A 24,866-nucleotide genomic window follows, 5' to 3' on the forward strand; every position below is an offset into this window, starting at 1 on the left:
CCCATCCTGCCTCGTCACGCCGCACCACCCCACTCCCCACCCCATTCGCGGAAGGTGAGGTGCCTGAGCATGCCGTGCACCCGGTCCCGGGCCTCGTCCGCCGCGTCGATCGCCTCCACGCACTGCCAGTACAGCGCCTCCTCCTCGGTATTGGAGGCGACCCCGACCAGCGCGAAGCCCGCCTCCGCCAACAGCTCCCCCAGCGCCAGCAGCACCGCCCTCGGATCGCGCACCTCCGAGAGCTGGGCGGCCCGTAAACCGCCGCCGCGCAGCGTGGGGTGGTGCAGCGCCGGGTGGAACAGGGCGCCGCGCGCCCGCCCGCCCGCCTCGCACAGACCGCGCGCCTCCGCTCGCGCGGCCGCCGGACCGCTCACCACGAAATAACCGCCGACCGCTTCGGCCAGCGCTTGCACCTGCCAGGCTTCGGCCACGATGTCGTGCACGCTCCCGGCCTTCGCCAGGGCGTGCCGGGTGACACCGATCAGCCGCATCGCGTCCATTCCCCGCACCCCTCTCAACGGACTTCCGAGCCCGTCACTCCTCCACTACCCAGAGTGATAACTAACAGGCCGAAAAGCTAGGGGAATTCAGGAATCTGTTGACAACAGTTGCGGTGTGGATAACTTCTTCACTACGGAGAGTGACGGATCAAGGGGTTGGAGCCCCGCGCACCACCGGAGATCACGGTTCACCGCCACAGCCCCCGTTCACCGCCATAGCCCCCCGTTCACCGCGAGATCACCCATTCACCGCCAAGGCCCCCGTTCGCGGCAGGCCCCCGCCGACGCGCCCAGCTCCCGTCAGCGCCCGTACGCCGTCAGCACCCGTACTCCGTCAGCACCCGTACGCCGTCAGCACCCGTACTCCGTCAGCACCCGTACGCCGTCAGCACCCGTACTCCGTCAGCGCGCCCCGTTCACCGGAAACCGCACCTCGTTCCGGTCGATCTTCGCCGAGAGCGCCCCGAGGGCGTCGATCCCCAGCACCTCGCAGAACTGGAGCAGATACGCCAGCACATCGGCGACCTCGTCCTCGACCCGGGCCGCCTTCCCCTCCTCCTCCATCACCCGCACGGACTGCTCGGGCGTCAGCCACTGGAAGATCTCCACCAGCTCCGACGCCTCGACGCTCAGCGCCGCCGCGAGGTTCTTGGGGGTGTGGTACTGCTGCCAGTCGCGCGCCGCCGCGAAGGCGGCCAGCCTGCGCTGCAGGGCCGCCACATCCAGGCCGTCAGTTCGTCGTTCGCTCTCTCGGGACTCGCTCACGCCCCAGGTTTACCACCGTGACGGGGGCGTCCCCGACCGCCCCCGTCACGTCCCCCACCGTCCCCACGAGCCGGATGTGCCCCCGTGCGCACATCCGGGCCGCCACCCCCAGGAGCTCCCGCGCCTGCCGCCGGTCCAGACACCGGTCGAAACCGTCGGCCAGCACGGTCAGCACCTGCCGCGCGGGGAGCACATCGGCCGCCGTGTCCACGGCCAGCACACCGGGCCCGGTCAGCAGCACCAGCGCGAGCGCGAGGTACCGCAGCTCGCCGTCGCCGAGGCGCTCCACGGGCATCGCGCCGAACTCCCCCTGCTCCACCAGGGCCCGCACCACCCCGTCCGCGCGCCCCTCCGTGACCAGCCCCTCGACCGGTCCGGCGCACCCCGCCCGGACCGCCGCGACCAGCGCCGCGTGCCGCGTACCGCACTCCCGGCTGGTCCGCCGCAGCACCGCCGCCAGGTTCTCGCAGCCGCCGCGCAGCCGCCCGTCCCTCGGTGGCGCCGGCGCCCGCATCCGGTCCGGCCGCGGATCGCAGGGGAAGACCGAGCGCAGCGCGATGACCACCTGCTCGGCGGCGGCGAGCGCGAGCCGCTGCCCCTCCGTCGTGCCCGCGACCCGCAGCGGCAGCAGCGAGGTCGCCAGCCGGTCGTCGGGCAGCGGGGCGCGGGTCACCGCGACCGCGCCCGCCGTGTGCCAGGCGGCCTGCACACAGCGCCGCCCCGGGTCGCGCAGCGCCGTCTCCAGCAGGGTCTCCCCGGCCCCCGTCATCCGCTCGCCCACGATGCGCAGTTCGGGCTCGGCCTGTACGGCGACATCGACCCGTACGGGCCCGACCGGGCCGTCCACGGTGCAGCCGATGCGGAAACCGCGCCGCCCCTGCCGGTCCGGCCGCGCCCGGCGCGGGATGTACGCGGCCGGATCGCGGAACACCTCCGCGAGCCGGGCGCCGGCCGCGAGCCGCGCGAGCGCCGCGTACGCCTCCAGCACCCCGGACTTGCCACTGCCGCTCGGACCGGAGATCAGGGTCAGCGGTCCCAGCCGAAACGCGGCACGGCGGTGGCTCTTGAAGGCCGACAGCCTCAACTCGGAGACGATGGGCCGCAGTTCGGTCCTTGCGGGCAGCAGCCCGGATGCGCTCATGCTCCGGAACATATCTCTGGCACATACCGCCGAACCGTTACTCCTTCCGTATCTTCCTACCATCGGGGGATAGCCGCCGTGGCCGATGATGACCAAGGGACAGCGGATGTTCAGCGCTCGAGGAATTGAGGACGGTACGGGGGCCCATGGCTGACAGCACGTTCTGGATCGCGGCCCTCACCGGCGGCACCGCCGTCCTGGCCAGTTGGGTCACCAGCCGCGGCAACACCCGGGCCGCCCGGATCCAGGCGGACACCGCGGCGCTCGCCCAGCGCGCGGAGCGGCTGCGCGACAGCAGGCGCACCGCGTATCTCGACCTGATCGAACAGACCCACAGCATCGGCGAGTTGTACTGGGAGGTCGCCGCCGTCGAGCGCACCGGCGCGGCGGAACGCCGCCGCGCCCTCCTGGACGAGCTGGCCGAGCGGGAGCGTGACGAGTACGGCAAGATGCGCCGCTGTGTGCGCGTGGTCGAGCTGGAGGGCCCGGCCGCCGCGGCCACCGCCGCGAACGCGCTGCAGAAGGCCACCGGGCCGTTCCACCGCGCCCTGGGCGCGATGCGCTCGGACGAGCCGGAGGCGGGGCAGCGCTTTCACGCCGCGTTCAGACCGTTCTGGCAGGCCCTCACGGACTTCGTGGACGCCGCGAAGGCGGCCCTCCAGGAGGTCTAGCAAGGCGTCCCGGCGGGGCGCGGGGAGACGTCCCGACGAGGCGTGGCGGGAAGCCCTGACCAGGCGTATGGGGTGTGTTGTCAGGAAGCGGACGAGAGGGGAGGGAACGCGTCCGCGAGCAGCCGCCGGACAGGGCCATTTTGTCAACTACATGTCATTCCGGCCCACTTCGCGGCCCGTCCGCACCCCGGCCCCCGAAACTCGGACGGTGGCCGTCGGCCCGGGGCTCGAGGGGCACCATCAGCACGGATGCTGAGACACGGATCGCTTCCCTAAACCCTTTGGCGGAGTCGCCCTCACCCCCCAGGCCGATTTCCACGAGGACACGTGGTGCCGCCCGAACGGCTGTCCTAGCGTGCCCTCTTACTGGAACCTTAACTCCCCCCTAAAGGAGCGTCATGTTCGGGCGAATAGGACGGTTCTCCGTCAACCGTCCATGGCTGGTCGTCGCGATGTGGGTCATCGCGGCGGTCGGCCTGGCCATCCTTGCCCCACCGTTGAAGTCCAGCACCGACCAAGCCGACTTCCTGCCCTCGCACTACGAATCGGTGCGGGTGACCAAGCTCCAGGAGCAGGCGTTCCCGCAGCAGGAGAGCGCGGCCGCCATCCTGGTCTACCAGCGGCCGGACGGCGGAAAGCTCTCCGAGGCCGACAAGGCCGCCGTCATCAAGGCGACCAAGGGGTTCCAGGACAAGAAGTACGAGACCTTCAAGTCCGTGCTGACCACGCCCGAGGCCGTCTCCAAGGACGGCAAGATGGCGCTGGCCAACATCTACTCGACCAAGAAGGACCTCTACGACGAGGACACCCAGCAGTCGATCAAGGATCTGCGCGAGGACCGCGACAAGCTGCTGAAGGGCACCTCGCTGAAGGTCGATGTGACCGGTCCCGCGGCCTCGGGGCTCGATTCCGTCGAGTCCGAGGGTGACACCGACGCCATGATCATGATGGCCACCCTGGTCCTGATCATCGTGCTGCTCGGCGCCATCTTCCGCAGTCCGCTCATCGCGCTGATGCCGGTACTGATGATCATGGTCATGTTCATCATGGCCCAGGGCCTGATCGGCACCGCCAGCGACTGGTTCGGGCTCGAGGCCGACAGCGGAGTGTCCGCGATCCTGATCGTGGTGCTGTTCGGCGTCGGCACGGACTACATGCTGTTCCTGCTGTTCCGCTACCGCGAACACCTCCGCCAGGGCCAGGAGCCCAAGGAGGCCCTGATCAACGCGGCCTCCCGGGTCGGCGAGACCATCGCGTCGGCGGCCGGCGCGGTCATCGTGGCGTTCCTCGCCCTGACGCTGTCGACGATGGGCAGCATGCGCGCCATGGGGCCCTCGCTGGCGATCTCCGTCGCGGTGACCCTGGTGGCGGCCCTCACCCTGGTGCCCGCGGTGTTCTCACTGCTGGGAACGAAGGCGTTCTGGCCGTCCAAGGCGTGGAAGCAGGCACCCCGCAACCGGCTCGCCAACGGCACCGGCTCCCTGATCTCGCGCCGTCCCGGCCTGATCGCCACGGTGTCCGCCTGTGTGCTGGCGGCCCTCGCGGTGGGCGCGTTCGGCTTCAAGGCCGAGTTCGACACCGACAGCTCGCTGCCGAAGGACCTGGAGTCCGTCAAGGCCATGGCGGAGCTGCAGAAGAGCTTCTCGGCCGGTGAGTCCGACCCGAGCCTGGTGTACGTCAAGTCCGACGGCGGCGCCAAGCTGGACGCCGCGGCGCTGACCGGGTTCCGGAAGAAGCTGGAGGGGGTGGAGGGCGTCGGCGAGGTCTCGCCCGCCGTGCCCAACCCCAAGGGTGACGTGGCCCAGTTCAGCGTCGTGCTGAAGTACCGGCCCGCCTCCGAGAAGGCCATCGAGCTGGTGGCCGGGGAGCTGCGGGACACCGCACACGCATCCGCGCCAAAGGGCAGCGAGGCCCTGGTGGGCGGGACGACGGCGGTGCTGGGCGACATCGAGGACGCGGTCAACCACGACTACCGGCTGGTGTTCCCGGTCGCGGGCGTGGCCATCATGCTGATCCTCGGCCTGCTGCTGCGCAGCGTGGTGGCGCCGCTGTATCTGATGCTCGCCGTGGGCCTCGGCTTCGCCGCGACCCTGGGCTCGACGGTCTGGCTGTTCCAGGACATCAGGGGTGAGCACGGCCTGCTCTTCATGCTGCCGATCGTGGTCTATCTGTTCGTGGTGGCGATCGGCACGGACTACAACATCCTGATGGTGGCCCGATTGCGGGAGGAGGTCGGGAGGGGCAAGTCCCCGGCCGAGGCGGCCCGGCTCGCGGTGGCCCACTCGGCGCCGACGATCGGTTCGGCCGCCATCATCCTGGCGGGCACCTTCGGTGTGCTGATGCTGGCCAGCAACACCATGCTCCAGCAGATGGGCTTCGCCGTCGCCTTCGGCATCCTGCTCACCGCGTTCATCATGGCGCTGCTGCTGGTGCCGACGGTGACCGCGATGCTCGGCTCCAAGGCGTGGTGGCCCAACCACCGCTTCGACTCCCCCCAGGCGTCCGGTGGATCCGGCCCGGGGCGGGCCGAGGAGCCCGACACCGCGGCGACCGTACGGGTCTGATCCGCGGCCTACACGGCCCCCGAAACGCCGCGGTGGCCCTTCGCGACATGGTCGCGGAGGGCCACCGGTGGGGGGCTAGTGTCTGTCGTCAAAGGGGGCGCCCTGCTCCCGACGCCTGGCACGGCGCCCCCAGCTACCGCTGGGAGGTGCCCCCGGCTGCGTTGTCGCATCGCCCAAGTACGCCCAGTACGAGGGCGACGCTCCGCCTTGCGAGGCACCGCACCAGACTCCCCCAGCCACCGCTGGGAGGTGCCCCCTGCTCGCGGCCGGACGCCCCCTTTGCCGACAGACCCCAGGGCGGATCAGGGGCCGACCGGCCGGAACAGCTCGGCCGGGGTCCCGCCGCCATGGCCCGTCGCATGGGCGTCGAACAGGTCCCGGAAGTCCGCGTCCGGCGGCCAGAGCATGGAGTGCTGTGAGCGGTAGCACTCGATCGCCTCGTACTTGGCGGACCAGGAGGCTTCCCCGGCGGTCTCGGCCACCGGGTCCAGCAGGGTGTGCCCCTCGGGAAGCGGGGGGATGTCACTGCCCCGCAGCCCGTACGGCAGGTCCTCCCAGCACCGCACCGGGACCTTCCCGGCCAGCGCGGTGACCACCGCGTCACGGGTGCGCCGGTGGTCGATGTGGTTCCCGACCGCCGCGCTGGTCAGCACCTCCTCGGGCCGGATCCGCTCGGCCAGTTCGGCCACCGCGGCCGCCAGCAGGTCGCAGAGCTGGGGTTCGGCGGCCTCGCTGCCCTGCACCATCGGCCCGTCGACGTCGATGAGCCAGGTGCCGTCGGGCCGCCGCCGGTAGACCGCGTCGAGGAACTCGCCGTGCAGCGGGGTGGCGCCCAGCCGGGCCAGGGCCTTCCGGTCCTCCTCCCGCCGGTGCTCCATCGGCTCGGTCTCCAGGCCCCAGGTGTAGTGGAAGTACTCGGCGATGGGTGAGTACGGCAGCGGCGGGATGCCCGCGAACAGGGTGAGGACCGTGACCTCGGCGCCTTCGGCGGCCAGGTGGTGGATCCGGCTGCCGGCGGACAGCACGGCGTCGTCCAGGTGCGGGGAGACGACGAGGATGTGGGAGGGCATCAGGACCGGGACCGTTCGTCAGCGGTGGTGGACGGTTCGTATCCGGCGGTGGGCTCCGGCGCCGCCGTGGTGCGGGGGACCTGCTGACGGGCGCCGTCGGCGGCCTCCATCTCCCCGGTCTCGCCCTGGGCCATGGCGGCGGCGATGGCCGACGCGGAGCCGGGGCGGTTCTGCTGCACCCAGCCGGGGATGTTGCGCTGTTTGAGGGACCCCTCGGAGATGACCAGCGCGCCCGGGGGCACGTCCTCGGCGATCAGCGCGCGGGCGCCCGAGTAGACCCCGTCGCCGACGGTGACCGGTGCGATGAGCCCGTTCTGGCCGCCGATGCGGACGTTGCGGCCCACGACGGAGCGGTACTTCTTGCGGCCGTCGTAGTTGGCGAAGCCCGACAGGCCGCCGATGTTGCTCCCCTCGCCGATGTCCGCGTCACCGATGTACGACAGATGCGGGACCTTGGCCCCGGCGCCGAGCGTGGAGTTCTTGATCTCCACGAACGTGCCCACCTTGGCGCCCTTGTCGAGCCGGGTGTCGGGGCGCACATACGCGTACGGACCGACCTGCGCCGACGGGCCCAGGGCCGCCTGGTCCAGCACCGAGCTGGTGACCTCGGCACCGGCGCCGAGCTCGGACGTGGACACGGTCGAGTAGGCCCGCACCCGGGCGCCCGCGCCGAGCCGCGAGGCGGTCACGGTGGACCGCTCCACCAGCGCCCGCTCGCCCACGGCGGTGTCCCGCAGCTCGGTGTCCGGACCGATCACCGCGCCGGTCGCCACCGAACTGGAGCCGAGGACACGGGTGTTGGACAGCACCATCGCCCCGGCGGCCAGCCTGGCGCCGACGTCGATCCAGGCCGTCCCCGGGTCGGCGATGTCGACCCCGGCCGCCAGCCACCGGCGATTGATCCGGTCGCGCAGCACGGCCCGCACCCGGGCCAGCTGGATCTGGTCGTTGGCGCCCAGGATGTCGTCCGGGTCCTCCGCGACCGTGATGCCGACGCGCAGATCGTGCGCGGCGAAGTGGTCCAGCACGGTGGCCAGGTACTCGCCGGTGGTGCGCCCGTTCGCCAGCAGGTCGTCGAAGGCGGCGCGCAGGGCGGTGGCGTCGAACGCGTAGACCCCGGCGCCCACTTCGCGCGGCCGGCCGCCGGCCGGGCCGTCGCCGGGCTCGCGGCGGTCGCCCCGGTCCGGCGGCAGCAGGGCCTGGTACTCGCCCACCTCGGACCGCAGCACCAGGCTGTAGCCGGTGGTGTCCGGCAGATGGCCGGACAGCAGGGTCATGGCGTTGCCCGCCTTCTCGTGCTCGGCCACCAGCCGGGCCAGCGTGTCGCCGGTGAGCAGCGGCGCGTCCCCGCAGCTCACCAGGATGGTCCCGGTGAAGTCCGGGAGTCGCCGCACGGCGGTGAGCAGGGCGTGCCCGTAGCCGCCCTGGTGCTCCTGGACGACGGTCTCCGGCGCGGGCACGGGCGCGGGCACGGCATCGGCGCGGTGGGCGGCGAGGTACGCCTCGACGTCCGCCCGCTGGTGTCCGGTGACCACGACCGTGCGCCGCGGCGCGAGTTCGGCGACGGCGTCGAGGACATGGCCGAGCATGGCCCGGCCGCCGACCTCGCGCAGCACCTTCTGGGGGCCGGGGCCCATGCGCTCCCCGTTCCCCGCGGCGAGCACCACGGCGGCCAGTTCCCGGGCGTGCTCCTCCCGGGCCCGCTGTTCCGGGTCGCCCCCCGGCCCGGAACGCCATTCGCTCTTACTATCGAGTATCTTCTGGGAAATCATCTCAATCAGCCCCTCCTGAAGTGGATCAGGCCGCCCGGACTGCATTTCGGACAGCGTGCCGCAGGTCTCAGACAAGGGCGAAGCAGACAGGCCCGCAAGGGATGTCCAGAACCCTTGGCAGGAAGCTGACTGTGCGCTCGACCGCTCTGCCCGGCCTTCCTAGCATCGAATTCACCACATGACGTCAACCGGCCATCTGAGGCGTCCGGATGGCGGAAGAGGAGTTATCCGTGAGCGTCTCTCGTCCGGGCCGTCCAGGGGGAATTCCGGAGAATGCGCGACCGCTGCACATCGCGATGTTCAACATCCCGGCGGACGGTCATGTGAATCCGAATCTCGCGCTCTGCGCGGAATTGGTCGAGCGGGGCCACCGGGTCAGCTTCTCCATCGACGAGGGACATGCCGAGGCGGTCCGGGCCGCCGGGGCCGAGCCGGTCCTCTACCGGACGACCTTCCCGGACGCGGGCCGCGGTGAGCGGTTCCCCATCACCGATGTGATCGCGATGTCCTCGCTCTTCCTGCGGGAGGCGGTCGCGGTGCTGCCGCAGCAGCTCGCCGCGTTCGAGGACGACCGCCCCGACCTGGTCCTCTACGACTACGCCGCGCTGTCGGCCCAGATCCTGGCCAAGCGCTGGGGCGTCCCGGCGGTGCGACTCTCCCCGACCAGGGTGTCCAGCAACACCTACGAGCGGGATCTGGCGCCGTTCTACGCCTCGGTGGCGGACGACCCGGCGTGGCTGGCCTACCGGAAGGAGTTCCAGCACTTCCTGGACGAGGGCGGGATGGACCTGACCATCGAGGAGTTCCTCTACGTCGGCCGGGCCGACCACTATGTGGTCACCATCCCGCGGGCGTTCCAGGCCGACGCGGACGAACTGGGCGACGCCTACACCTTCGTCGGCCCCGTGGTGCGCGACCAGGGCCTCCAGGCCCCCTGGAAACCGCCCGCCGACGGCCGCCCGGTGCTGCTGATCGCCTTCGGCTCGATCGCGCCCGAGGTGCCCGAGGTGCAGCGGATCTTCTTCGAGTGCGCGGAGGCGTTCGCCGACGGGCCGTGGCATGTGGTGATGTCGATCGGCAGGCATCTGGACCCGGCGGACTTCGGGCCGCCGCCCCCGCACATGGAGCTCATCCCCGAGGCGCCGCAGCTCCGGGTGCTGGCCGAGGCGGCGGTGTTCATCACCCACGCGGGTATGGGTTCCACCATGGAGGCGATCCAGTACGGGGTTCCCATGGTGGCCGTGCCCATGGGGTTCGACCAGATGGAGAACGCCCGGTTGATCGACGAGCTGGGCATCGGCGTACGGACGCCCTTCGAAGGCGTCACCGGCGAGGAGCTGCGGGAGGCCGTGGAGCGGGTGTCCGCCGACCCCGGGGTGGCCCGGCGGCTGGCGGAGCTGCGCGCCGAGATCCTCGCGGAGGGCGGCGCCCCCGCGGCGGCCGACGCGATCGAGGGCGCGGCGCGGCGCGCACGGGCCTGACGCGTGTCCGCGTCGGGGACGGCCGCCGGGGCGGGACCGGCGCGGGAGTCGCGCCGGGCCGCCCTGGCCGCCTTCGTCTGGGCGGTGGTCTTCACCGCGATGCATGTGTACTGGTTCGCCGGGGGCCGGTTCGGGCTCGGCGACGCGCCCGAGGTGGTGCCGGAGGCCACCACCACCAGCGACCGGATCCAGGGCGCCGTCATCACCGGAATGTTCGCGGTGGGCATCGTGCTGCCGCTGGCGCTGACCCGGCCGTGGGGGCGGCGGATCCCCCGGTGGGCGGCGCTGTTCTGCCTGTGGACCGGCGCCGCGCTGGTGGCGGTGCGCGGGGGCGCCGGGCTGCTGGACACGGCGCTGCGCGGCACCGGCCTGGCGCGGAACGGCCTGACCGGCCTGACGTACGAGCAGATCACCGGCGACGCCCACCCGTCCGCGTACACCATCTGGTCCGGGGTCTGCGTCGACGCCTACTTCGTGCTCGGCGGGATCCTGTACGGCCTGACCGCCCTGCGGCTGGGCCGGAGGGCCCGCCCCGGGCGGCCCGTCACGGCAGAGTGACCACCAGCGCGGCGTGCGCCAGCCCCGCGCCGAACCCCGCCAGCAGGGCCAGTCCCCCCGAGGGCAGCGCCCCGCGGTCTCTGAGGGCCTCCATGGCGAGCGGGACGGACGCGGCGGAGGTGTTGCCCGCGGAGGTGATGTCGTCGGCGACCACGACATGCGGCGGCAGGTCCAGGGCCTTGGCCACCGCCTCGGTGATGCGCAGATTCGCCTGGTGCGGAACGAAGGCGGACAGCTGGTCCGCCGTGACACCCGCCTGTTCGAGTGCGGCGGCCGCCGTGCGCGGCACCTCCCTGATCGCCCAGCGGAACACCTCGGACCCGGCCATCCGCATGTACGGCCAGGGGCGGTCCGCGTCCCGGGCGGCGGTCCAGGGCTCCTGATGGGCGATGAGGCCGTGCCGCTCCCCGTCGGAGCCCCAGGCCACGGAGTGGATCCCGGGTTCGGCGGCGGGGCCGACCAGCACCGCGCCCGCGCCGTCCGCGAAGAGGAAGGCGGCTCCCCGGTCGTCCGGGTCGACGATGTCGGTCATCCGCTCGGAGCCGATCACCAGCACCCGGCGGGAGGTGCCCGCGCGGATGAGCCCGTCCGCCACGGCGAGGGCGTAGCAGAAGCCCGCGCACGCGACGTGCACATCGAAGGCGGCGGCGGTCCGCGCGCCCAGGGCCGCGGCCACCTGCGGCGCCGCCGCCGGGGACTGGTACAGGTAGGACATCGAGGCGAGCAGCACGGTGTCCACGTCGGCGGGGGCCACGCCCGCGTCGGCCAGGGCCTTGCCCCCGGCGTGCGCGGCCATGGTGATCACCGTCTCGTCCGGCCCGGCGTAGCGCCGGCTGACGATGCCCGACCGGCGCCGGATCCAGGTGTCGGAGGAGTCCAGACGCGCGCACAGCTCCTCGTTGGGCACGGTACGGGCGGGGCGGTAGCCGCCGAGGCCCAGGATGCGCGCCCCCGCCCCGCCCTGACGTCCGGTCATGACGGGCCTCCGCCGACCCGTACCAGGGTGCCGTCCACGTAACTCTGGCGGCAGGTGCCCCGGCGCACCTTGCCGCTGGTCGTCTTGGGCAGGGTGCCGCGGCGGATGACGACGACGTCCTCGGCCTCGAGCCGGTGGTCGCTGCGCACCCGCTCACGCACGGCGCTGACCAGCGCGTCGTGACCGGCCGCGCGCAGCGCCCGGCCGTCCGCCTCGATCACCACGACCAGGGCCTCCCGGTCGCCCCGGTCCACCGCGAAGGCGGCCGCCGAGGCGGGGCGCAGCGCGGGGTGGCTGCGCTCGGCGGAGTACTCCAGGTCCTGCGGGTAGTGGTTGCGGCCCTTGACCACGAGGAGGTCCTTGAGCCGTCCGGTGACATACAGCTCGCCGTCGCGGACGAAGCCGATGTCGCCGGTGCGCAGGAACGCCCCGGCGTCGGCGTCGTCGGCGATCCGGGCCCGGAAGGTCTCCTCGCTCTCCCGCTCACGGCCCGCGTAACCGGCCGCCACGCAGGGGCCGGTGGCCCAGATCTCGCCCACCCGGTCGGGGCCGGCCGCGCGGCGGGTGGCGGGGTCCACGATGCGCACGCGGGTGTCGCCGATGGTGCGGCCGCAGCTCACCACGGGGATCGCGGCGGCGTCCGTGGTCTCCGTGACCCGTCCCTGGCCGAGGTCGGTGGGCGACAGGGTGAGGGCGCGCGGCGGTTCGCCGGGGCCACTGCCGCTGATCTTGAGGGTGTGTTCGGCGAGTCCGTAGCCCGGCGAGACCGCCTGGGGGTCCAGGCCGTACGGGGCGAACGCCTCGGTGAACGCCCGGACGGTGTGGAGCCGGACGGGCTCGGCGCCGTTGACGGCCGCCCGCCAAGCGGACAGGTCGGTGCCCGGCGCCGGGCGTGCCTCCCGTACGCACAGGTCGTAGGCGAAGTTGGGGGCGGCGGCGTGGGTGCCGCCGAACCGGGAGAGGGCCTCCAGCCAGCGGGCCGGGCGGCGTACGAACGCCTCGGGGCCCATGAGGTAGGAGGGGATCCCGGCCCACAGCGGCAGGACCACGCCGAACAGCAGCCCCATGTCGTGGAAGAGCGGGAGCCAGGAGACCACGGTGCCGCCCTCGGCCGGCCACAGGGCGTCGGTCTCGGCGGCGTTGTGCCAGAAGTTGCGGTGGGTGACCATCACGCCCTTGGGCGTGCCGGTGGAGCCGGAGGTGTACTGGAGCAGCGCCACGTCGTCGAGTCCGGCGGCGGGCAGGGGCTCCCCGGCCGTCGCCGTCCCGGGCCATTCGTCGGTGGCCAGCAGTTCCAGGCCGCGCAGCTCGGGGGCCCGGGGGAAGTCGGCCAGCAGCCGGTCGCGGGTCTCGGCGGTGGTGAGGACCAGGGTGGTGCCCGAGTCGTCGGCCACGGAGCGCAGCCGGCGCAGCGCCTGGCCGTTCCTGGGCACCTGCACGGGCGCCCCCATGACCCCGGCGGCGGCGCATCCGAGCCAGGCGCGGACGAATTCGAGGCCGGTGGGGTACAGCAGTACGGCGCTGCGGCCGTGCGTGTCCCGGCGGCGGAGTTCGGCCGCGCGGCCCAGGGCCTGGCGCAGGAGTTCCGCGTAGGTGACCCGGTCGTCCGGGTCCTCGCCGTTGCGGAGATAGCAGTAGGCGAGGTCGTCCGGATTCTCGGCGGCGCGCCGGGCGAGCAGGGCCGGCAGGGACATCAGCTTTTCGGGGTCATGGCCGACAGAAGTCATGTCCATCCTTTTCAGCGGTGGATGGCTCCTGTATAGCCGGGGGCACCGGGCCCCTCAAGGCCGATATCACCATGCTGCCAATATCACGGAATACCGCTCGGTAACAATTCCTGACGGTCATTCCACGGCCATTCCGTGGCCCTTCAATGCCGTATCAGTTCCGCCCGCTTCCCCGTGAGATGAGGAAAAGCACTTTCAGGCCGATCACTCCGGAGATCACCAGCAGGTGATAGCCGAGCAATTGGAAGAGCCCTATTCCGGGAACGACCACCGGGCCACCGTCGATACTGAGCAGGATCACCGACATGACCCCGCTGGTGGCGGCGATGAAGGTCAGCAGGATCTCATGCACCAGCGACCTGATGTACGTACGGTCGCGGGCGTTGGCGAAGAGCCGCACCCCGACGCCGAGGCGGCCCTGTTCGAGCGCGCTGGTGACCCGGTCCAGCCGCCGCGGCAGTCTGCGCAGCAGTTCCCAGGCCGCCATCACATCGGTCGGGCTGATCAGCTGGCCCAGCGGTTCGCCGCCGGTCCGGGCGAAGCCCCCGTCGGCGAAGGTCCGGGCCTCCTCCACCATGACGAAGCCCGGGGCGATGAGCATCAGGGTGCCCTCGAGGGTGCCCAGCGCCCGGAAGACGGCCGCGACCTCGGGCGGGATGGTCAGCCCGTGCCGCTGGACCAGCCGGAAGAGGTCGGTGAAGATCTGCACGCTGGGGGTGGAGCCGGGGGCGAAGTAGCGGGACAGGAAGCGGCCGAGCTCCCGCTGCAGCCGCTGCTCGTCGATCTCCTCGGGCCGGGTGACCACTTCCAGCAGCGCGTCGCACAGGGCCGCCGGATCCTGGCTGTTGAGCGCGAAGAGCAGGGACCGCAGACCGGAGCGGACCTGGGCGTCGACCCGGCCGACCGAGCCGAAGTCGATCACGCCGACGGCGCCGTCGTCCAGCAGCAGGATGTTCCCCGGGTGGGGGTCGGCGTGGAAGGTGCCGTCGGTCATCACCTGGTGGAACATGTTGACCATCACCTTCCTGGCCAGCGCCAGGCGTTCCTCCGCGGTGCCCTTCAGGACCGCGGCGGCCGAGCCGATGGGGGTGCCGGAGAGCCGCTCCATGACCAGCACCTGCTCGCCCGACCACTCCTCGTACACCCTCGGCAGCCGGATCCCGGTGCCCTCCGAGCGCCGGCTCCAGGCCGCGCTCACGGTGGCCAGGTTGGCCGCCTCGATACGGAAGTCCAGCTCCTCGCGGACCGAGGTGGCGAATCCGTCGGCCAGGTCCACCACCCCCAGCGCGCGGGCCCAGCCGGCCCGCCGCTCCAGCGTCCTGGCGAACCGCAGGATGATCTGGAGGTCGCATTCGGCGACCTCCCGGACCCCCGGGCGGCGCACCTTGACCACGACCTCCTCGCCCGAGTGCAGCCGGGCCGCGTGGACCTGCGCGATGGACGCCGCCGCCAGCGGCTCGTGGTCGAAGTGGGCGAACGCCTCCTCCAGCGCCACGCCCAGCTCCCGCTCCAGGGCCTCCCCCACCACCGGCCAGGGCTCCGGGGAGACCTGGTGGTGCAGCCGCCCCAGCTCGGCGATGAACGCGGGCGGGAGCAGGTCCCGGCGGGTGGACAGCACCTGGCCCAGCTTCACGAAGGTCGCGCCGCCCTCCTCCAGCGCCAGCCGCAGCGGTCTGGCCATCCGGCTGGACCCCGGCCCCCGGCCCACGGTGGGCACCGCGCCGTACCGGCCGGGGCGCAGCCCGTGCCGCATCGCGATGGACACGATGTGCCAGTAGCGGCGGGTGCGGGCCACCCGGGACCGCACCGACCGCACCCAGCCGCGCGGTCCGCCCAGCGTGCCACTGGGCGCGACCACTTCGAGGACGGCCAGGAAGCCGGTGGTCACCACCAGCGTGGAGCCGAACTGCACCCCGGTGAGGATGCCGCGCTGCTCGGGGCGCTGCATCAGCAGGCTGAAGACGGCCAGGCCGACCACGCTGACCAGCCCGGCCAGCAGGGACCGTACGATCCCGATGCGCAGGCCCAGCAGCCTCCGGGCGCTGAACACGAACGCCATGATGAACGCGCTCATCACCAGGAGGGCCAGGAGGAACTGGGCCAGCTTCATCACTGTGTGGGGTCCTTGGAGTCCTTCGGGCTCAGCGTGCGGCGGCCCGGTGGTAGGCGCGGGCGGCCATCGGGGCCACCACGATCAGCAGGCAGCACAGGATCAGGCAGCCCGCGGCCAGCGGATGCTGGGCCGGCAGGGCGTCGCTCACCACCGTGGAGGGGTTGCCCCACAGGTCCCGGCAGGCGCTCACCACGGAGCTGATGGGGTTCCACTCACCGATGATCTGCATCCAGCGCGGCAGCCCGTCGAGCGGTACGAAGGAGTTGGACAGCAGCGCGAACGGCAGGACCATCAGCGAGGAGATGGTGTTCACCGCCTCCGGGCTGCGCACCACCAGACCGATCAGCGCGCCGATCCAGCACATGGTGAAGCCGAGGAGGAGCAGCAGGCCGAACCCGGCGGCGGTCTTCACCACGCCGTGGTGCGCCTTCCAGCCGATGAGCAGGCCGACCACCGCCATCACCAGGCAGCTGAGCGCCGTCATCGCCATGTCCGAGACGGTCCGGCCGAGCAGCACCGCGTAGCGGGACATCGGCAGCGACCGGAAGCGGTCCACCAGCCCGTTCTTGAGGTCGTCCGCGACACCGGCGGCGCTGGTGCCCACGGCGGAGAACATCACCTGGGTGAAGATGCCCGCCATGATGTACTCGCGGTAGTTGCCGCCGGGCACCGACATCGCGCTGCCGAAGAGATAGCCGAAGATCAGCACCATCACGACGGGCGCGATGGTCACCCCGATCAGCTTCTCCGGCACGCGGGCGATGTGCTTCATATGACGCCCGGCCAGGATCCAGGTGTCGGTTGCCAGTTCCTTCATGCTGCCGTCCTCCCCTCGTCCTCGTCGGACTCCCCGGCGCTGCTGCGCCCGGTCAGCGCGAGGAACACGTCGTCCATGGACGGCCTGCGCATGGCGAAGTCCGTCACCTCGATTCCCTTGCCGCGCAGCGCGGTCGCCGCGTCGGCGATGGAGTCGATACCGGAGCCCACCGGCACCGACACGCTGCGGCCCTGGTCCCCGACCACGGGCTCGCCGACCGCGACGCGCTCCAGCAGCCCGGTGACCTCCGGGACCGTGGCCGGGTCGGCGAGGCTGACCTCGAGGCGCTCCCCGCCGACCTTGCGCTTGAGCTCGTCGGGGGTGCCGTCGGCGATGAGCATCCCCTTGTCGATGACCGCGACGCGGTCGGCGAGCTGGTCCGCCTCCTCCAGGTACTGGGTGGTGAGCAGGACGGTGACGCCCGCGTCGACCTGCTCGCGGACCATGGACCACAGGGTCATCCGGCTGGTGAGGTCCAGGCCGGTGGTCGGCTCGTCCAGGAACAGCACGCCCGGGTCGGCCAGCAGGCTCGCGGCCAGGTCCAGCCGGCGCCGCATACCGCCCGAGTAGGTCTTGGTCTCGCGGTCGGCGGCGCCGGTGAGGTCGAAGCGCTCCAGCAGTTCCTCCGCCCGCCGCTTGGCGTTGGCGCGGCCGAGGCGGTAGAGCCTGCCGATGAGGACGAGGTTCTCCCGGCCGGTCAGCCGCTCGTCCACGGCCGCGTACTGTCCCGCCAGGCCGATGCGCCGACGGACGTCCAGGGGCGCCTTGACGATGTCGTGGCCCGCCACCGTCGCCCGGCCGCCGTCGGGCGGCAGCAGCGTCGCCAGGATCCGTACGGTGGTGGTCTTCCCGGCTCCGTTCGGTCCGAGGAGGCCGAGCACGGACCCGGCGGGCACCGTGAGGTCGACGCCCTTCAGCACCTCGTTGTCGCCGTACCGTTTGCTCAGGCCCTCGGCCTCGATCGCCACGTCCATGTTCTCTCCTGGAAAAGTCGCCGGTGTGTGCGTGGTCGGGGCGGCGCCGTCATCGGTCGATGCCCGCGAGACCGCGGGCGCCGCGGCGGCCGGTTCCCCGGGAGACGGCGAGCGGATCCCAGCGCTCGTCGCGGTCGGGCAGCAGGTCCGTGTCGCCCAGCACGGCACCGTCGTGCACCTCGTGGATCAGCCGGCGGCCGACGATGGCGGAGGCGCAGGCGATGCCGCCGACGGCGACACCGGTGATACCGCTGCCGTAGCGGGTGTTGGCGCCCACCACGTGCAACCCCTCGACCTGGGTGCGGGTGTCGGGCCGGACGCCGACGCCACCCCAGTCCGCCAGGCCGAAGGGGGTGCCCCCGGTGGACAGGGTGTAGCGCTCATGGGTCAGCGGGGTGGCCGCCTCGAGGTGGGTGATGTGGTCCCGGAAGGGGCCGATCGCCCGCTCGGCGGCGGTCAGCATGGCCTCGGTGAACTCTTCCTTGCTCTTCCGGTAGGCGCCGTTACGGCGGTAACGGGTGCCGTCGGCGGGCCCGGTGGTCACGCCCCAGCGGTCGTACTCGGGCGGGCAGAGCGTCATCACCTGGAAGTTGCTGTGGCCCGGCGGGCACACGGCGCGCCCCTCGGGGTCCTTCCGGGAGGCGAAGGACAGGAAGAGGAAGGAGACCGGGTCGATGTCGCCCTCGGCGAGCCGCCGGTAGTAGGTGTCGATGTCGTCGTCCGCGTACCACCACAGATTGGCGTTGCGGCGCTCGGGCAGCGGCCGGTCCAGGGCGACGTACAGCGTGGCGAACGGCAGCCCCATGGCCGCCTCGCGGGTCTTGGTCACCAGCTTGGCGGGGAAGTGCTCGGCGCCCACCAGGTCGAGCACGGTGCGGCGGTAGTCGGCGTTGGAGACCACCAGCGGGGCGGAGAAGCTACGCCCGTCGGCCAGCCCCACCCCGGTGACCTTGCCGCCGTCGACGAGGATGCGGGTCACATGGGCCCGGGTGAGCAGGGCCCCGCCGTGCGCCTCCAGGGACTCCACCAGGCCCGCGGCCAGCATCTGGCCGCCGCCCTCGGGGTAGTAGGCGCCGCGCACGTAGTGGTCGGTGACGGTCGCGTGCATCGAGACGGTCGCCTGGTCCGGCCCCATGCCGTAGTTGGGCGACTGGGCGGCCAGCACGGTCCTGGCCCGCGCGGAGAGACCGCAGTGGTCGAAGAGCCTGGACAGCGGATGGCGGCCCCACTTGAGGGTGACCGGCGTGCGCGCGACGAGGTCGGCGACGGTCAGCTCCTCCCCGGACAACAGGGCCGAGCGCATCTCGGCGCCCAGGGCCTCGCAGATGTCCAGGAAGGTGTCCAGGCCCGCGGCGTCCTCGGGCAGCGTCTCCTTCAGGCGCTTCCGGTAGCGGTCCCAGCCGGCGGGCATGAACATCGAGGTGCTCGGCAGCACGATCTCGTCGAAGCCGTCCTGGTCCATCTCGCGGTAGGTGATCCGCTTGTCCAGGCCGAGGCCGCCGAGGATCGCGGGCAGCACCCCGCCGGGTCCGCAGTCGCCGAGGTAGTGGACGCCGACGTCGAACTCGTAGGCGCGGCGGCGCCGGAACACATGGCTGTTGCCGCCCGCGACGTCATGCTGCTCGAGCACCAGGACCCGCCGTCCGGTCACCGCCAGATAGGCGGCGCAGACCAGGCCGCCGATGCCGGAGCCGACGACTATCGCATCCCAATCATCCCGGTTCGTCATGCTGGGGATCCCATCTCTGTCTCAATCGCCGTAACCGTCGCAGCAATCGGGGCCGCGGTCCCGGGCCGTGACCGGAAGCTGCCACCCACACCTTTCGCCCGTACGGCGCCGTGCGGCCGGTGGGTCCGCTTCCGTTCGCTCACCTTCGCCGTCGCCTTCATCGCAGCCGCAGCAGTGCGCAGGCGACGGCCCCGTCGCGGTCCACCGAGGTGATGACCGCGACCTTGCCGGAGGCGTCCGTGGCGTCCTCGGCGGTGGCGAGGACCGCGACCACCTGGAAGGCCGCCGCGGCGGCCGAGGTGTCCCCGATCGGCTCGGGATGCGGCACCCAGCGGGGCTCCACCGCGCCGAACAGCGCCTCCAGCACGCCCCGTTCGGCCACTCCGGCGGTCCCGGCGGGGGCGGACGGCGAGACGGCCCACACCTCGGCCGGGGTCACCCCGGAACGCCGCAGCGCCCGCTCCACGCACCGGGTCAGCGCGGACGCCGGCCCGTCCGGACCGGCCACCCCGGACTCCACCAGCACCACTTCGGCCAGGCCCGCCGCCGCGTCCGGCGCGTCGGCCGGAACCAGCCGCAGCACGGCGCAGCCCTCGCCGAGCACCACGGCGTCGGCCCGCTCGTCCTCGCCCCGGGTGTGGTGCTCCAGCCAGGCGCGGGCGGCCGAGTGCTCCTCCACCGCGCCGACCAGCACACTGCCCGCCCGGCCCGAGGTCAGCAGCCGCCGTCCGTAGTGCAGCGCCTGGAGCCCGGAGGCGCGGCCCGCGGCCACGGTGGCGTTGGGCCCGCGCAGCCCGTACCGGATGGCGCACTGCCCCGAGGCGCAGTTCATCACCGTGTTGGGGAACTGCGAGGGGTCGACGTAGAAGGGCTTCTCCTGCAGGAAGGTGTCGCGGGTGTGGTCCATGATGGACTGCGCGCTGCCGGTGTTGGTGCCCAGCACCAGCGCCACGTCGTCCCCGCCCGAGGCGGGTCCCGGGTCGCCGTCCGTGACCTCCCGCAGCAGCCGGTCCACGGCCGTGACGGCCAGTCCGGTCACCCGGTCCATGGACCGCGTCCCCTTGCGTCCCAGCACCTCGCGGATGACGAAGCCCGGCACCAGACAGGCTCGTTCGCCGGGGCCCGACCACTCGGCCGGGTCGAGTTCCACCGCCGTGCTCCGCCCGGACCGCAGCCCCTCGACGAAGGCGTGGCGCCCGATCCCGTACGGCGACACCGCCGACCAGCCCGAGATCACGGGACCGCGCACCGCGGCAACCATGGCCGTCACAACCGATCCACTCCTTGGGGAATCCACGCGGGTCCCGGCGGCCGCGCCCCGGGAGCCCGCTCACAGATAGAAGACCGCGCGGTAGCCGGGCCAGCGGGCCGCCATGGCCCCGGCCGGTACCGTGCGTACACCGGGCAGCAGGCCGGACGTGGCGTCCGGGCCGTACGCCCGCAGGTCCTGCTCCTCGATCCACACGCCGACCCCGGCCGCCAGCAGCACGTCCAGGCCCTCGCCCGGGTTGTTGACCTGGGTCAGCTCCCGCTTTCCCAGGCGCGGTACGGGCGTCCGGGCGGCCCGGACGGCGTAGCCGACCGCCGGGCCGCGCAGCAGGACGTCCAGGCCGCCCAGGTGGCGGTGGAACAGATAGGCGCAGTAGAGGCCGTCGGAGAACTGGGTCTCCACCGCGCCCCGGTAGGCGCGCTCCACGATGGCCAGTGCGCGCCGCTCCTCCTCCGCCACGGTCACATCACTCCCAGGTAGAGCGTCTTGTCCGCGGCTGCCACATGCTCGGCGAACCGCGCCGGGGCCCGTACCGGGACCTCCGGGATGTGGTCCACCGCGCCGCGGTCGTCGCTGCAGAACCGGCAGGCGTACCAGCGCAGCCGGCCGGGGAAGGCGGTGAGCATCTCCCGCGCCAGCAGGCTCGTGGACGGGTAGTCCACGGACCATGCGGCGAGGTTGCGGGGCTTGCTGTCGCCCAGCCCCCGCTGGGTGAGCATGGTGGCGTAGCCGCACGCCCAGATCTGCACCGTGGCCCCGTCCTCCAGCATGGCCTGCGCCAGCCGCAGCACGCTGGTGAGCAGGTCGTTCTCGTACGGCGCGCCCATGACCGTCAGCAGCACGTCCGAGCGGGGAACCGTCGTGGTCCTGGCCATCTCAGTGCCACACCACCCGGACGCCGGGGGCGAGCACGCGGGCGGAGACCTCCGGCATGCCCACCACCCGGGCCTCGGGGATCAGCCGGTCCGCGGGCAGACCGCGCTGGGCGAGGGAGAAGTCGTCCACCCACACCTCGCCGCCGGCCTCCATCAGGGCCCGCACCTCCGCCGAGTCCTCCGCCGGCTCGCGCACGGCGGCGGTGACGGCGTCCTGCACCAGCACCAGCTGCACCGGGTGGCCGGAGAGGGCCAGGGTGCGGGCGTCCCGGACGAACGCGCCACAGGCGGCGCCCGCCCAGGGGCCACGGCTCTCGATGAGCAGATGAGGGGGGTTGGGGACCGGTGGGTCTTCTCGCGTCATGATGTCCATGCCTTCAGCCGACCGTCGTGCCGTTCACGGCGTGGCCAGCATCGCCAGGGCCGGGGCGGTGTTCCAGGCGGGCGACATGATCCTGCCAGTGCTCCCGCCGCCCATGGAGCACGAACTCGATCAGATCGGCCGAGGTCACCGCGCCGTTGAGCTGCCGCATCCGGTTCCGTGTGGCGGCCGTACGGGCCGCGATCCGGGGGTCGGAGGCGACGAAGGACACGGCGTCCCGCAGCCGCGCCGCGGTCGCCCTGTCCAGCGGAACGTGCCGCCCGAGCCCCAGGTCCACCACGCGCTCGGCGTTGATGTGCTGGTCGTTGACCTGCGGGACGGCGACCATGGGGACCCCGTGGTGCATGGCCTCGAGCACCGAGCCCATGCCACCGTGGGTGATGAAGGCCGAGGCCCGCTCCAGCACCGCCAACTGGGGTACGGAGCGGTGCCGTTCGACATTGGGCGGCAGCGGGCCGAGCAGCGCGGGGTCGAGGGTGCCGGTGGCCAGCACCACATGCCAGGGCGTGCCGGTGAAGGCGGCCACCACCTCCCGGTAGAAGGCCGGCCGACCGCTGCCCGCGGACCCGAGGGCCACCAGCAGCACCGGCCGGTCGTCCTCGGGGGCCCGCCACTCGCCCTGGTGCCCCCGGTCCCCGATGCAGGGGCCGACGAAGGCGTAGCGCCGGTCCACCGCGTCCCCGTCGATCTGGAACTCCCGGGGCATCGGCACCAGACAGCGTTCGGGCAGTCCGGTGTAGTCGTCGATGGACAGGTCGATACCGGCCTCGTCCAGGAACGCGCGGAATTCCCGGCGGTACTCCGGCCAGCGCGGATCGTCCGCGAAGAACTCGTCGAACATCTCCTGGCGGGCCCGGCGCTCCTCCGGGCCCGCCGCGGACACATGGGTGGAGGCCAGGCAGATGACCGGGACCTGCCAGCGGTGGGCCAGCAGCCGGCCGGTGAGCGCGCCGAAGTCGTGCAGCACCAGCTCGGGCCGGTCCGCCTCGAAGGCCCGGAGCTGCCCGGGGAGGATGGCGATCGCCTCGTCGAGCGCGAGGCGGGACATGGCGACCGGGTCGTCCGAGGGCCAGTCCTCGACCCGGTCGGAGGCGGGCAGCGTCGTCTCGTACGGCACCAGGGTGGCGCCGGCGGCCCGCACCTGCGGGCCGAACTCGGCGGGTGCGGCATAGCTCACCCGGTGCCCGCGGCGCACCAGTTCGGCCACCGTGCCGAGCGTGGGGTTCACATGGCCGTGGGCCGGGATGTTGAAGAACGCGATATGGGCTGTACGTCTGTCACTCGGGTCCATGGGTGCTCCGGGTCAGTCTCTGGTGACGACGACGGGGAGCCGGGAGGCGCCGATCATGTCCGAGGTGTCGAGGAACTCGATGTCCGCGTCCGGCACCACCCGGATGGAGCGGTAGCGGTCCAGCAGCAGATTGAAGGCGATCCTGCTCTCCAGGCGGGCGAGCGGGGCGCCGATGCAGTAGTGGATGCCCTGGCCGAAGCCGACGTGCCGGTTGTTCTCCCGGTGGATGTCGAACCGGTCGGGGTCCGCGAAGGCGTTCGCGTCGCGGTTGGCGGAGGAGATCCACACATGGACCAGCTCCCCGGCCGGGATGATCTCCCCGCCGATCTCCACGTCCTCGGCCGTCATCCGGACGAAGTTGCTGAACGAGGGCCGGGTGCGGACGACCTCCTCGATCGCCTGGGGCACCAGGGAGCGGTCGGCGCGCACCTCGCCGTACAGCTCGGGGAAACGGTCGAAGGTCAGGACGATGTTGCTGATCAGGGCCGCGGTGGTGGTGATCCCGCCCATCAGCAGGACGCCCGCGAAGCCCACGATCTCCTCGTCGTCCAGCGTCCGGCCGTCCATCTCGGCCTGCACCAGCGTGGTGATCAGGTCATCGCGCGGCTCGGCGCGGCGCCTGCGGATCTGCTCGAACATATAGGTGTTGAGGGACTTCAGCCGCATCGCGGTCGCCCGGTGCCCCTCGACGCCCTGATTGCTGGCGTGCAGCAGATTGGCCCATTCCGCGAACAGGTGGGCGTCCTCGCGGGGGGCGCCGAGGATGTCGGCGATGACGGCCACGGGGAACGGGAAGGCGAAGTCCGCCGCGATGTCGAAGTGCTCCTTGTCGCCCACCGCGTCCAGCAGCCCGGTGGCGATCTTGACCAGCTTGGGCTCGAGACCGGCTATGTAGCGGGCGCTGAACGCCTTGCTGACCAGCATCCGGAACTTCCGGTGCCGGGGCTCGTCCATCGCGGCGATGTTCCCCTTGAAGAAGACGTCGTAGTCCTCCTGGGGCGGCGTGATGTCGGACATGTCGTTAACGAAGACATCGGTGTTGGACATGATGTGCGTGACATCCTCATGCCGGAACACCGACCACTGGAAGGTCTGCTCGTTGTAGCTGACCGGCTCTTCTCGCCGCATCCTCGCCAGCCAGTCGAAGAAGTGGGCGTTCGCTTCGGCGGCCTGCGGGGGACGCACGGCGTCACTGGTCGTCATCGCGTGTCTGCTCCTTATGAAGTTTGGTTACGGGTCTACTGGGCCGCCGCACCGTGAGCGTCCGGTCCGGGGCCGTCCATTTCCTCGAGTTTCGCGGCCAGGATGCGGCCGATTTCCGCCAGCGGACCGGGCTTCATCAGGTCCGTGTGCTGCCGGTCGACTTCGCGCGTCTCGATCCGCCCGCCGACATAGGGGCCCCAGGTGGCCGGGGTCGGGGAGATGTCGATCTTGTCGAGCGTGGCCACGACCAGCAGGATGTCTCCGCTGAACTTGTCCGGCAGATGGGTGTTGAACAGCTCGCTGTTGTTGGCGTAGATCCTGGTGATGGCCTCGATATGGCGGCCCTCGAGGGTGGCCATGGCGCTGCCGAGACGCTGTAGCACCTCGGTCACCCGCTCATGGGTGAGCGGTCCGCTTCCGAGGTAGCGGCGGTCGTAGCCGACCCACCGCAACAGGTCGGCCAGCACGTCCTGTTCGTCGATGGGCGGCATCTTCTGGTTCGGGTAGGTGTCCAGCACGCCCAGCAGGTCGGTCTCCTCGCCCAGCGCCTCCAGACGGGCGGCCATGGCGTGGGCGATGACCCCGCCCGCCGAGTAGCCGACCAGCCGGTAGGGGCCGGTGGGCTGGACGGTGCGGATCTGCCGCACATAGTCGTCGGCCATCTCGGCGATGGTCGAGGGCAGTCGCTCGCCGTCGTCGTCCAGGCCGCGCGCTTGCAGACCGTAGACGGGGTACTCCTGGCCCAGGTGCTTGATCAGCCCGGAGTAGCACCAGCTGAGGCCGCCCGCCGGGTGGACGCAGAAGACCGGGGGACGGGTGCCGTGCGGGCGCAGCGGCAACAGCACGTCCAGCGGCTGTCCCCGGTCGTCGTCGTCCAGGTGGACGGCGAGTTCGGCGGGGGTCGGGGCCTCGAAGAGGCTGCGGATGGTGAGTTCGACGCCGAACGTGGCGTGGATGCGCTTGAGCAGCCGGGTGGCCAGCAGCGAC

The 24,866-nt window shown here is 72.0% G+C and carries 21 protein-coding genes and 1 pseudogene; 4 read left to right on the top strand and 18 right to left on the bottom strand.

Annotation, left to right across the window (positions count from 1 at the left end; genetic code table 11):
• Window positions 1–14 precede the first annotated feature (14 nt).
• The 3 genes from NP777_RS34655 to NP777_RS34665 form a co-directional block, all read right to left on the bottom strand.
• Window positions 15–500 carry a DUF6099 family protein gene (locus NP777_RS34655; protein ID WP_210950020.1) on the bottom strand — a complete coding sequence of 162 codons (486 nt, stop codon included), beginning with the start codon at window positions 498–500 and terminating at the stop codon, window positions 15–17.
• A gap of 402 nt (window positions 501–902) precedes the next feature.
• Window positions 903–1,265, bottom strand: coding sequence for a nucleotide pyrophosphohydrolase (locus NP777_RS34660; RefSeq protein ID WP_256654146.1), 363 nt, complete (start codon window positions 1,263–1,265; stop codon window positions 903–905).
• On the bottom strand, window positions 1,231–2,406 hold the full coding sequence (locus NP777_RS34665; protein WP_256654147.1) for an ATP-binding protein: 1,176 nt from the start codon (window positions 2,404–2,406) through the stop codon (window positions 1,231–1,233). The genes NP777_RS34660 and NP777_RS34665 overlap by 35 nt, the downstream gene beginning before the upstream one ends.
• Window positions 2,407–2,552: 146 nt before the next feature.
• Between NP777_RS34665 and NP777_RS34670 the strand changes: the two genes are divergently transcribed.
• Both NP777_RS34670 and NP777_RS34675 read left to right on the top strand, forming a co-directional pair.
• On the top strand, window positions 2,553–3,077 hold the full coding sequence (locus NP777_RS34670; RefSeq protein WP_256654148.1) for a hypothetical protein: 525 nt from the start codon (window positions 2,553–2,555) through the stop codon (window positions 3,075–3,077).
• A gap of 398 nt (window positions 3,078–3,475) precedes the next feature.
• Window positions 3,476–5,641, top strand: a complete 2,166-nt coding sequence (locus NP777_RS34675) for an MMPL family transporter (RefSeq protein ID WP_256654149.1) — start codon at window positions 3,476–3,478, stop codon at window positions 5,639–5,641.
• Between the two features lie 302 nt (window positions 5,642–5,943).
• Here the strand turns inward: NP777_RS34675 and NP777_RS34680 are convergent, their stop codons facing one another.
• Together NP777_RS34680 and NP777_RS34685 are read right to left on the bottom strand one after the other, a co-directional pair.
• Entirely contained in the window at window positions 5,944–6,711 is a 768-nt protein-coding gene (locus NP777_RS34680) for a PIG-L deacetylase family protein (protein ID WP_256654150.1), read from the bottom strand.
• Window positions 6,711–8,483, bottom strand: coding sequence for a bifunctional UDP-N-acetylglucosamine diphosphorylase/glucosamine-1-phosphate N-acetyltransferase GlmU (locus NP777_RS34685; RefSeq protein WP_256654151.1), 1,773 nt, complete (start codon window positions 8,481–8,483; stop codon window positions 6,711–6,713). Before NP777_RS34685 ends, NP777_RS34680 begins: the two co-directional genes overlap by 1 nt.
• A gap of 230 nt (window positions 8,484–8,713) precedes the next feature.
• Here NP777_RS34685 and NP777_RS34690 point away from each other — a divergent pair, with 230 nt between their 5' ends.
• Window positions 8,714–9,964: a macrolide family glycosyltransferase gene (locus NP777_RS34690; protein ID WP_256654152.1), complete on the top strand. Its 1,251-nt coding sequence runs from the start codon at window positions 8,714–8,716 to the stop codon at window positions 9,962–9,964.
• Window positions 9,965–9,967: 3 nt separating this feature from the next.
• The gene (locus NP777_RS34695; protein ID WP_256654153.1) at window positions 9,968–10,522 is read left to right on the top strand and encodes a DUF3995 domain-containing protein; all 555 of its coding nucleotides are present in this window, start codon (window positions 9,968–9,970) and stop codon (window positions 10,520–10,522) included.
• Here the strand turns inward: NP777_RS34695 and NP777_RS34700 are convergent.
• The 13 genes and pseudogenes from NP777_RS34700 to NP777_RS34760 all read right to left on the bottom strand — a co-directional run.
• The gene (locus tag NP777_RS34700; RefSeq protein ID WP_256654154.1) at window positions 10,509–11,498 is read right to left on the bottom strand and encodes a beta-ketoacyl-ACP synthase 3; all 990 of its coding nucleotides are present in this window, start codon (window positions 11,496–11,498) and stop codon (window positions 10,509–10,511) included. The two genes, NP777_RS34695 and NP777_RS34700, sit on opposite strands and share 14 nt — an antisense overlap.
• Window positions 11,495–13,225, bottom strand: coding sequence for a fatty acyl-AMP ligase (locus NP777_RS34705; RefSeq protein WP_256654155.1), 1,731 nt, complete (start codon window positions 13,223–13,225; stop codon window positions 11,495–11,497). Before NP777_RS34705 ends, NP777_RS34700 begins: the two co-directional genes overlap by 4 nt.
• Window positions 13,226–13,379: 154 nt before the next feature.
• Window positions 13,380–15,335 carry an ABC1 kinase family protein gene (locus tag NP777_RS34710; protein WP_256654156.1) on the bottom strand — a complete coding sequence of 652 codons (1,956 nt, stop codon included), beginning with the start codon at window positions 15,333–15,335 and terminating at the stop codon, window positions 13,380–13,382.
• Window positions 15,336–15,366: 31 nt separating this feature from the next.
• Window positions 15,367–16,155 carry an ABC transporter permease gene (locus tag NP777_RS34715; protein ID WP_256654157.1) on the bottom strand — a complete coding sequence of 263 codons (789 nt, stop codon included), beginning with the start codon at window positions 16,153–16,155 and terminating at the stop codon, window positions 15,367–15,369.
• Complete coding sequence (locus NP777_RS34720; protein ID WP_256654158.1) at window positions 16,152–17,129, bottom strand: ATP-binding cassette domain-containing protein; 978 nt, start codon at window positions 17,127–17,129, stop codon at window positions 16,152–16,154. The genes NP777_RS34715 and NP777_RS34720 overlap by 4 nt, the downstream gene beginning before the upstream one ends.
• 49 nt (window positions 17,130–17,178) lie before the next feature.
• On the bottom strand, window positions 17,179–18,858 hold the full coding sequence (locus NP777_RS34725) for a phytoene desaturase family protein (protein ID WP_256654159.1): 1,680 nt from the start codon (window positions 18,856–18,858) through the stop codon (window positions 17,179–17,181).
• Window positions 18,859–19,015: 157 nt separating this feature from the next.
• Complete coding sequence (locus NP777_RS34730) at window positions 19,016–20,119, bottom strand: beta-ketoacyl synthase N-terminal-like domain-containing protein (RefSeq protein ID WP_256654170.1); 1,104 nt, start codon at window positions 20,117–20,119, stop codon at window positions 19,016–19,018.
• A 69-nt stretch (window positions 20,120–20,188) separates the two neighbouring features.
• On the bottom strand, window positions 20,189–20,593 hold the full coding sequence (locus NP777_RS34735) for a hypothetical protein (RefSeq protein WP_256654160.1): 405 nt from the start codon (window positions 20,591–20,593) through the stop codon (window positions 20,189–20,191).
• Entirely contained in the window at window positions 20,590–21,003 is a 414-nt protein-coding gene (locus tag NP777_RS34740; protein ID WP_256654161.1) for a hypothetical protein, read from the bottom strand. The genes NP777_RS34735 and NP777_RS34740 overlap by 4 nt, the downstream gene beginning before the upstream one ends.
• A gap of 1 nt (window position 21,004) precedes the next feature.
• Window positions 21,005–21,367 carry a DsrE family protein gene (locus NP777_RS34745; protein ID WP_256654162.1) on the bottom strand — a complete coding sequence of 121 codons (363 nt, stop codon included), beginning with the start codon at window positions 21,365–21,367 and terminating at the stop codon, window positions 21,005–21,007.
• A gap of 115 nt (window positions 21,368–21,482) precedes the next feature.
• A pseudogene (locus NP777_RS34750) lies at window positions 21,483–22,676 on the bottom strand (macrolide family glycosyltransferase); the annotation flags it as partial.
• Window positions 22,677–22,688: 12 nt separating this feature from the next.
• Window positions 22,689–23,879 (bottom strand): cytochrome P450, encoded by a 1,191-nt coding sequence (locus tag NP777_RS34755; protein WP_256654163.1) that lies wholly within the window; start codon window positions 23,877–23,879, stop codon window positions 22,689–22,691.
• Between the two features lie 35 nt (window positions 23,880–23,914).
• A partial coding sequence (locus NP777_RS34760) for an alpha/beta fold hydrolase (RefSeq protein WP_256654164.1) occupies window positions 23,915–24,866 on the bottom strand: 952 nt, incomplete at its 5' end.

This window comes from Streptomyces rugosispiralis, from assembly GCF_024505145.1.
Taxonomy (GTDB): domain Bacteria; phylum Actinomycetota; class Actinomycetes; order Streptomycetales; family Streptomycetaceae; genus Streptomyces; species Streptomyces rugosispiralis.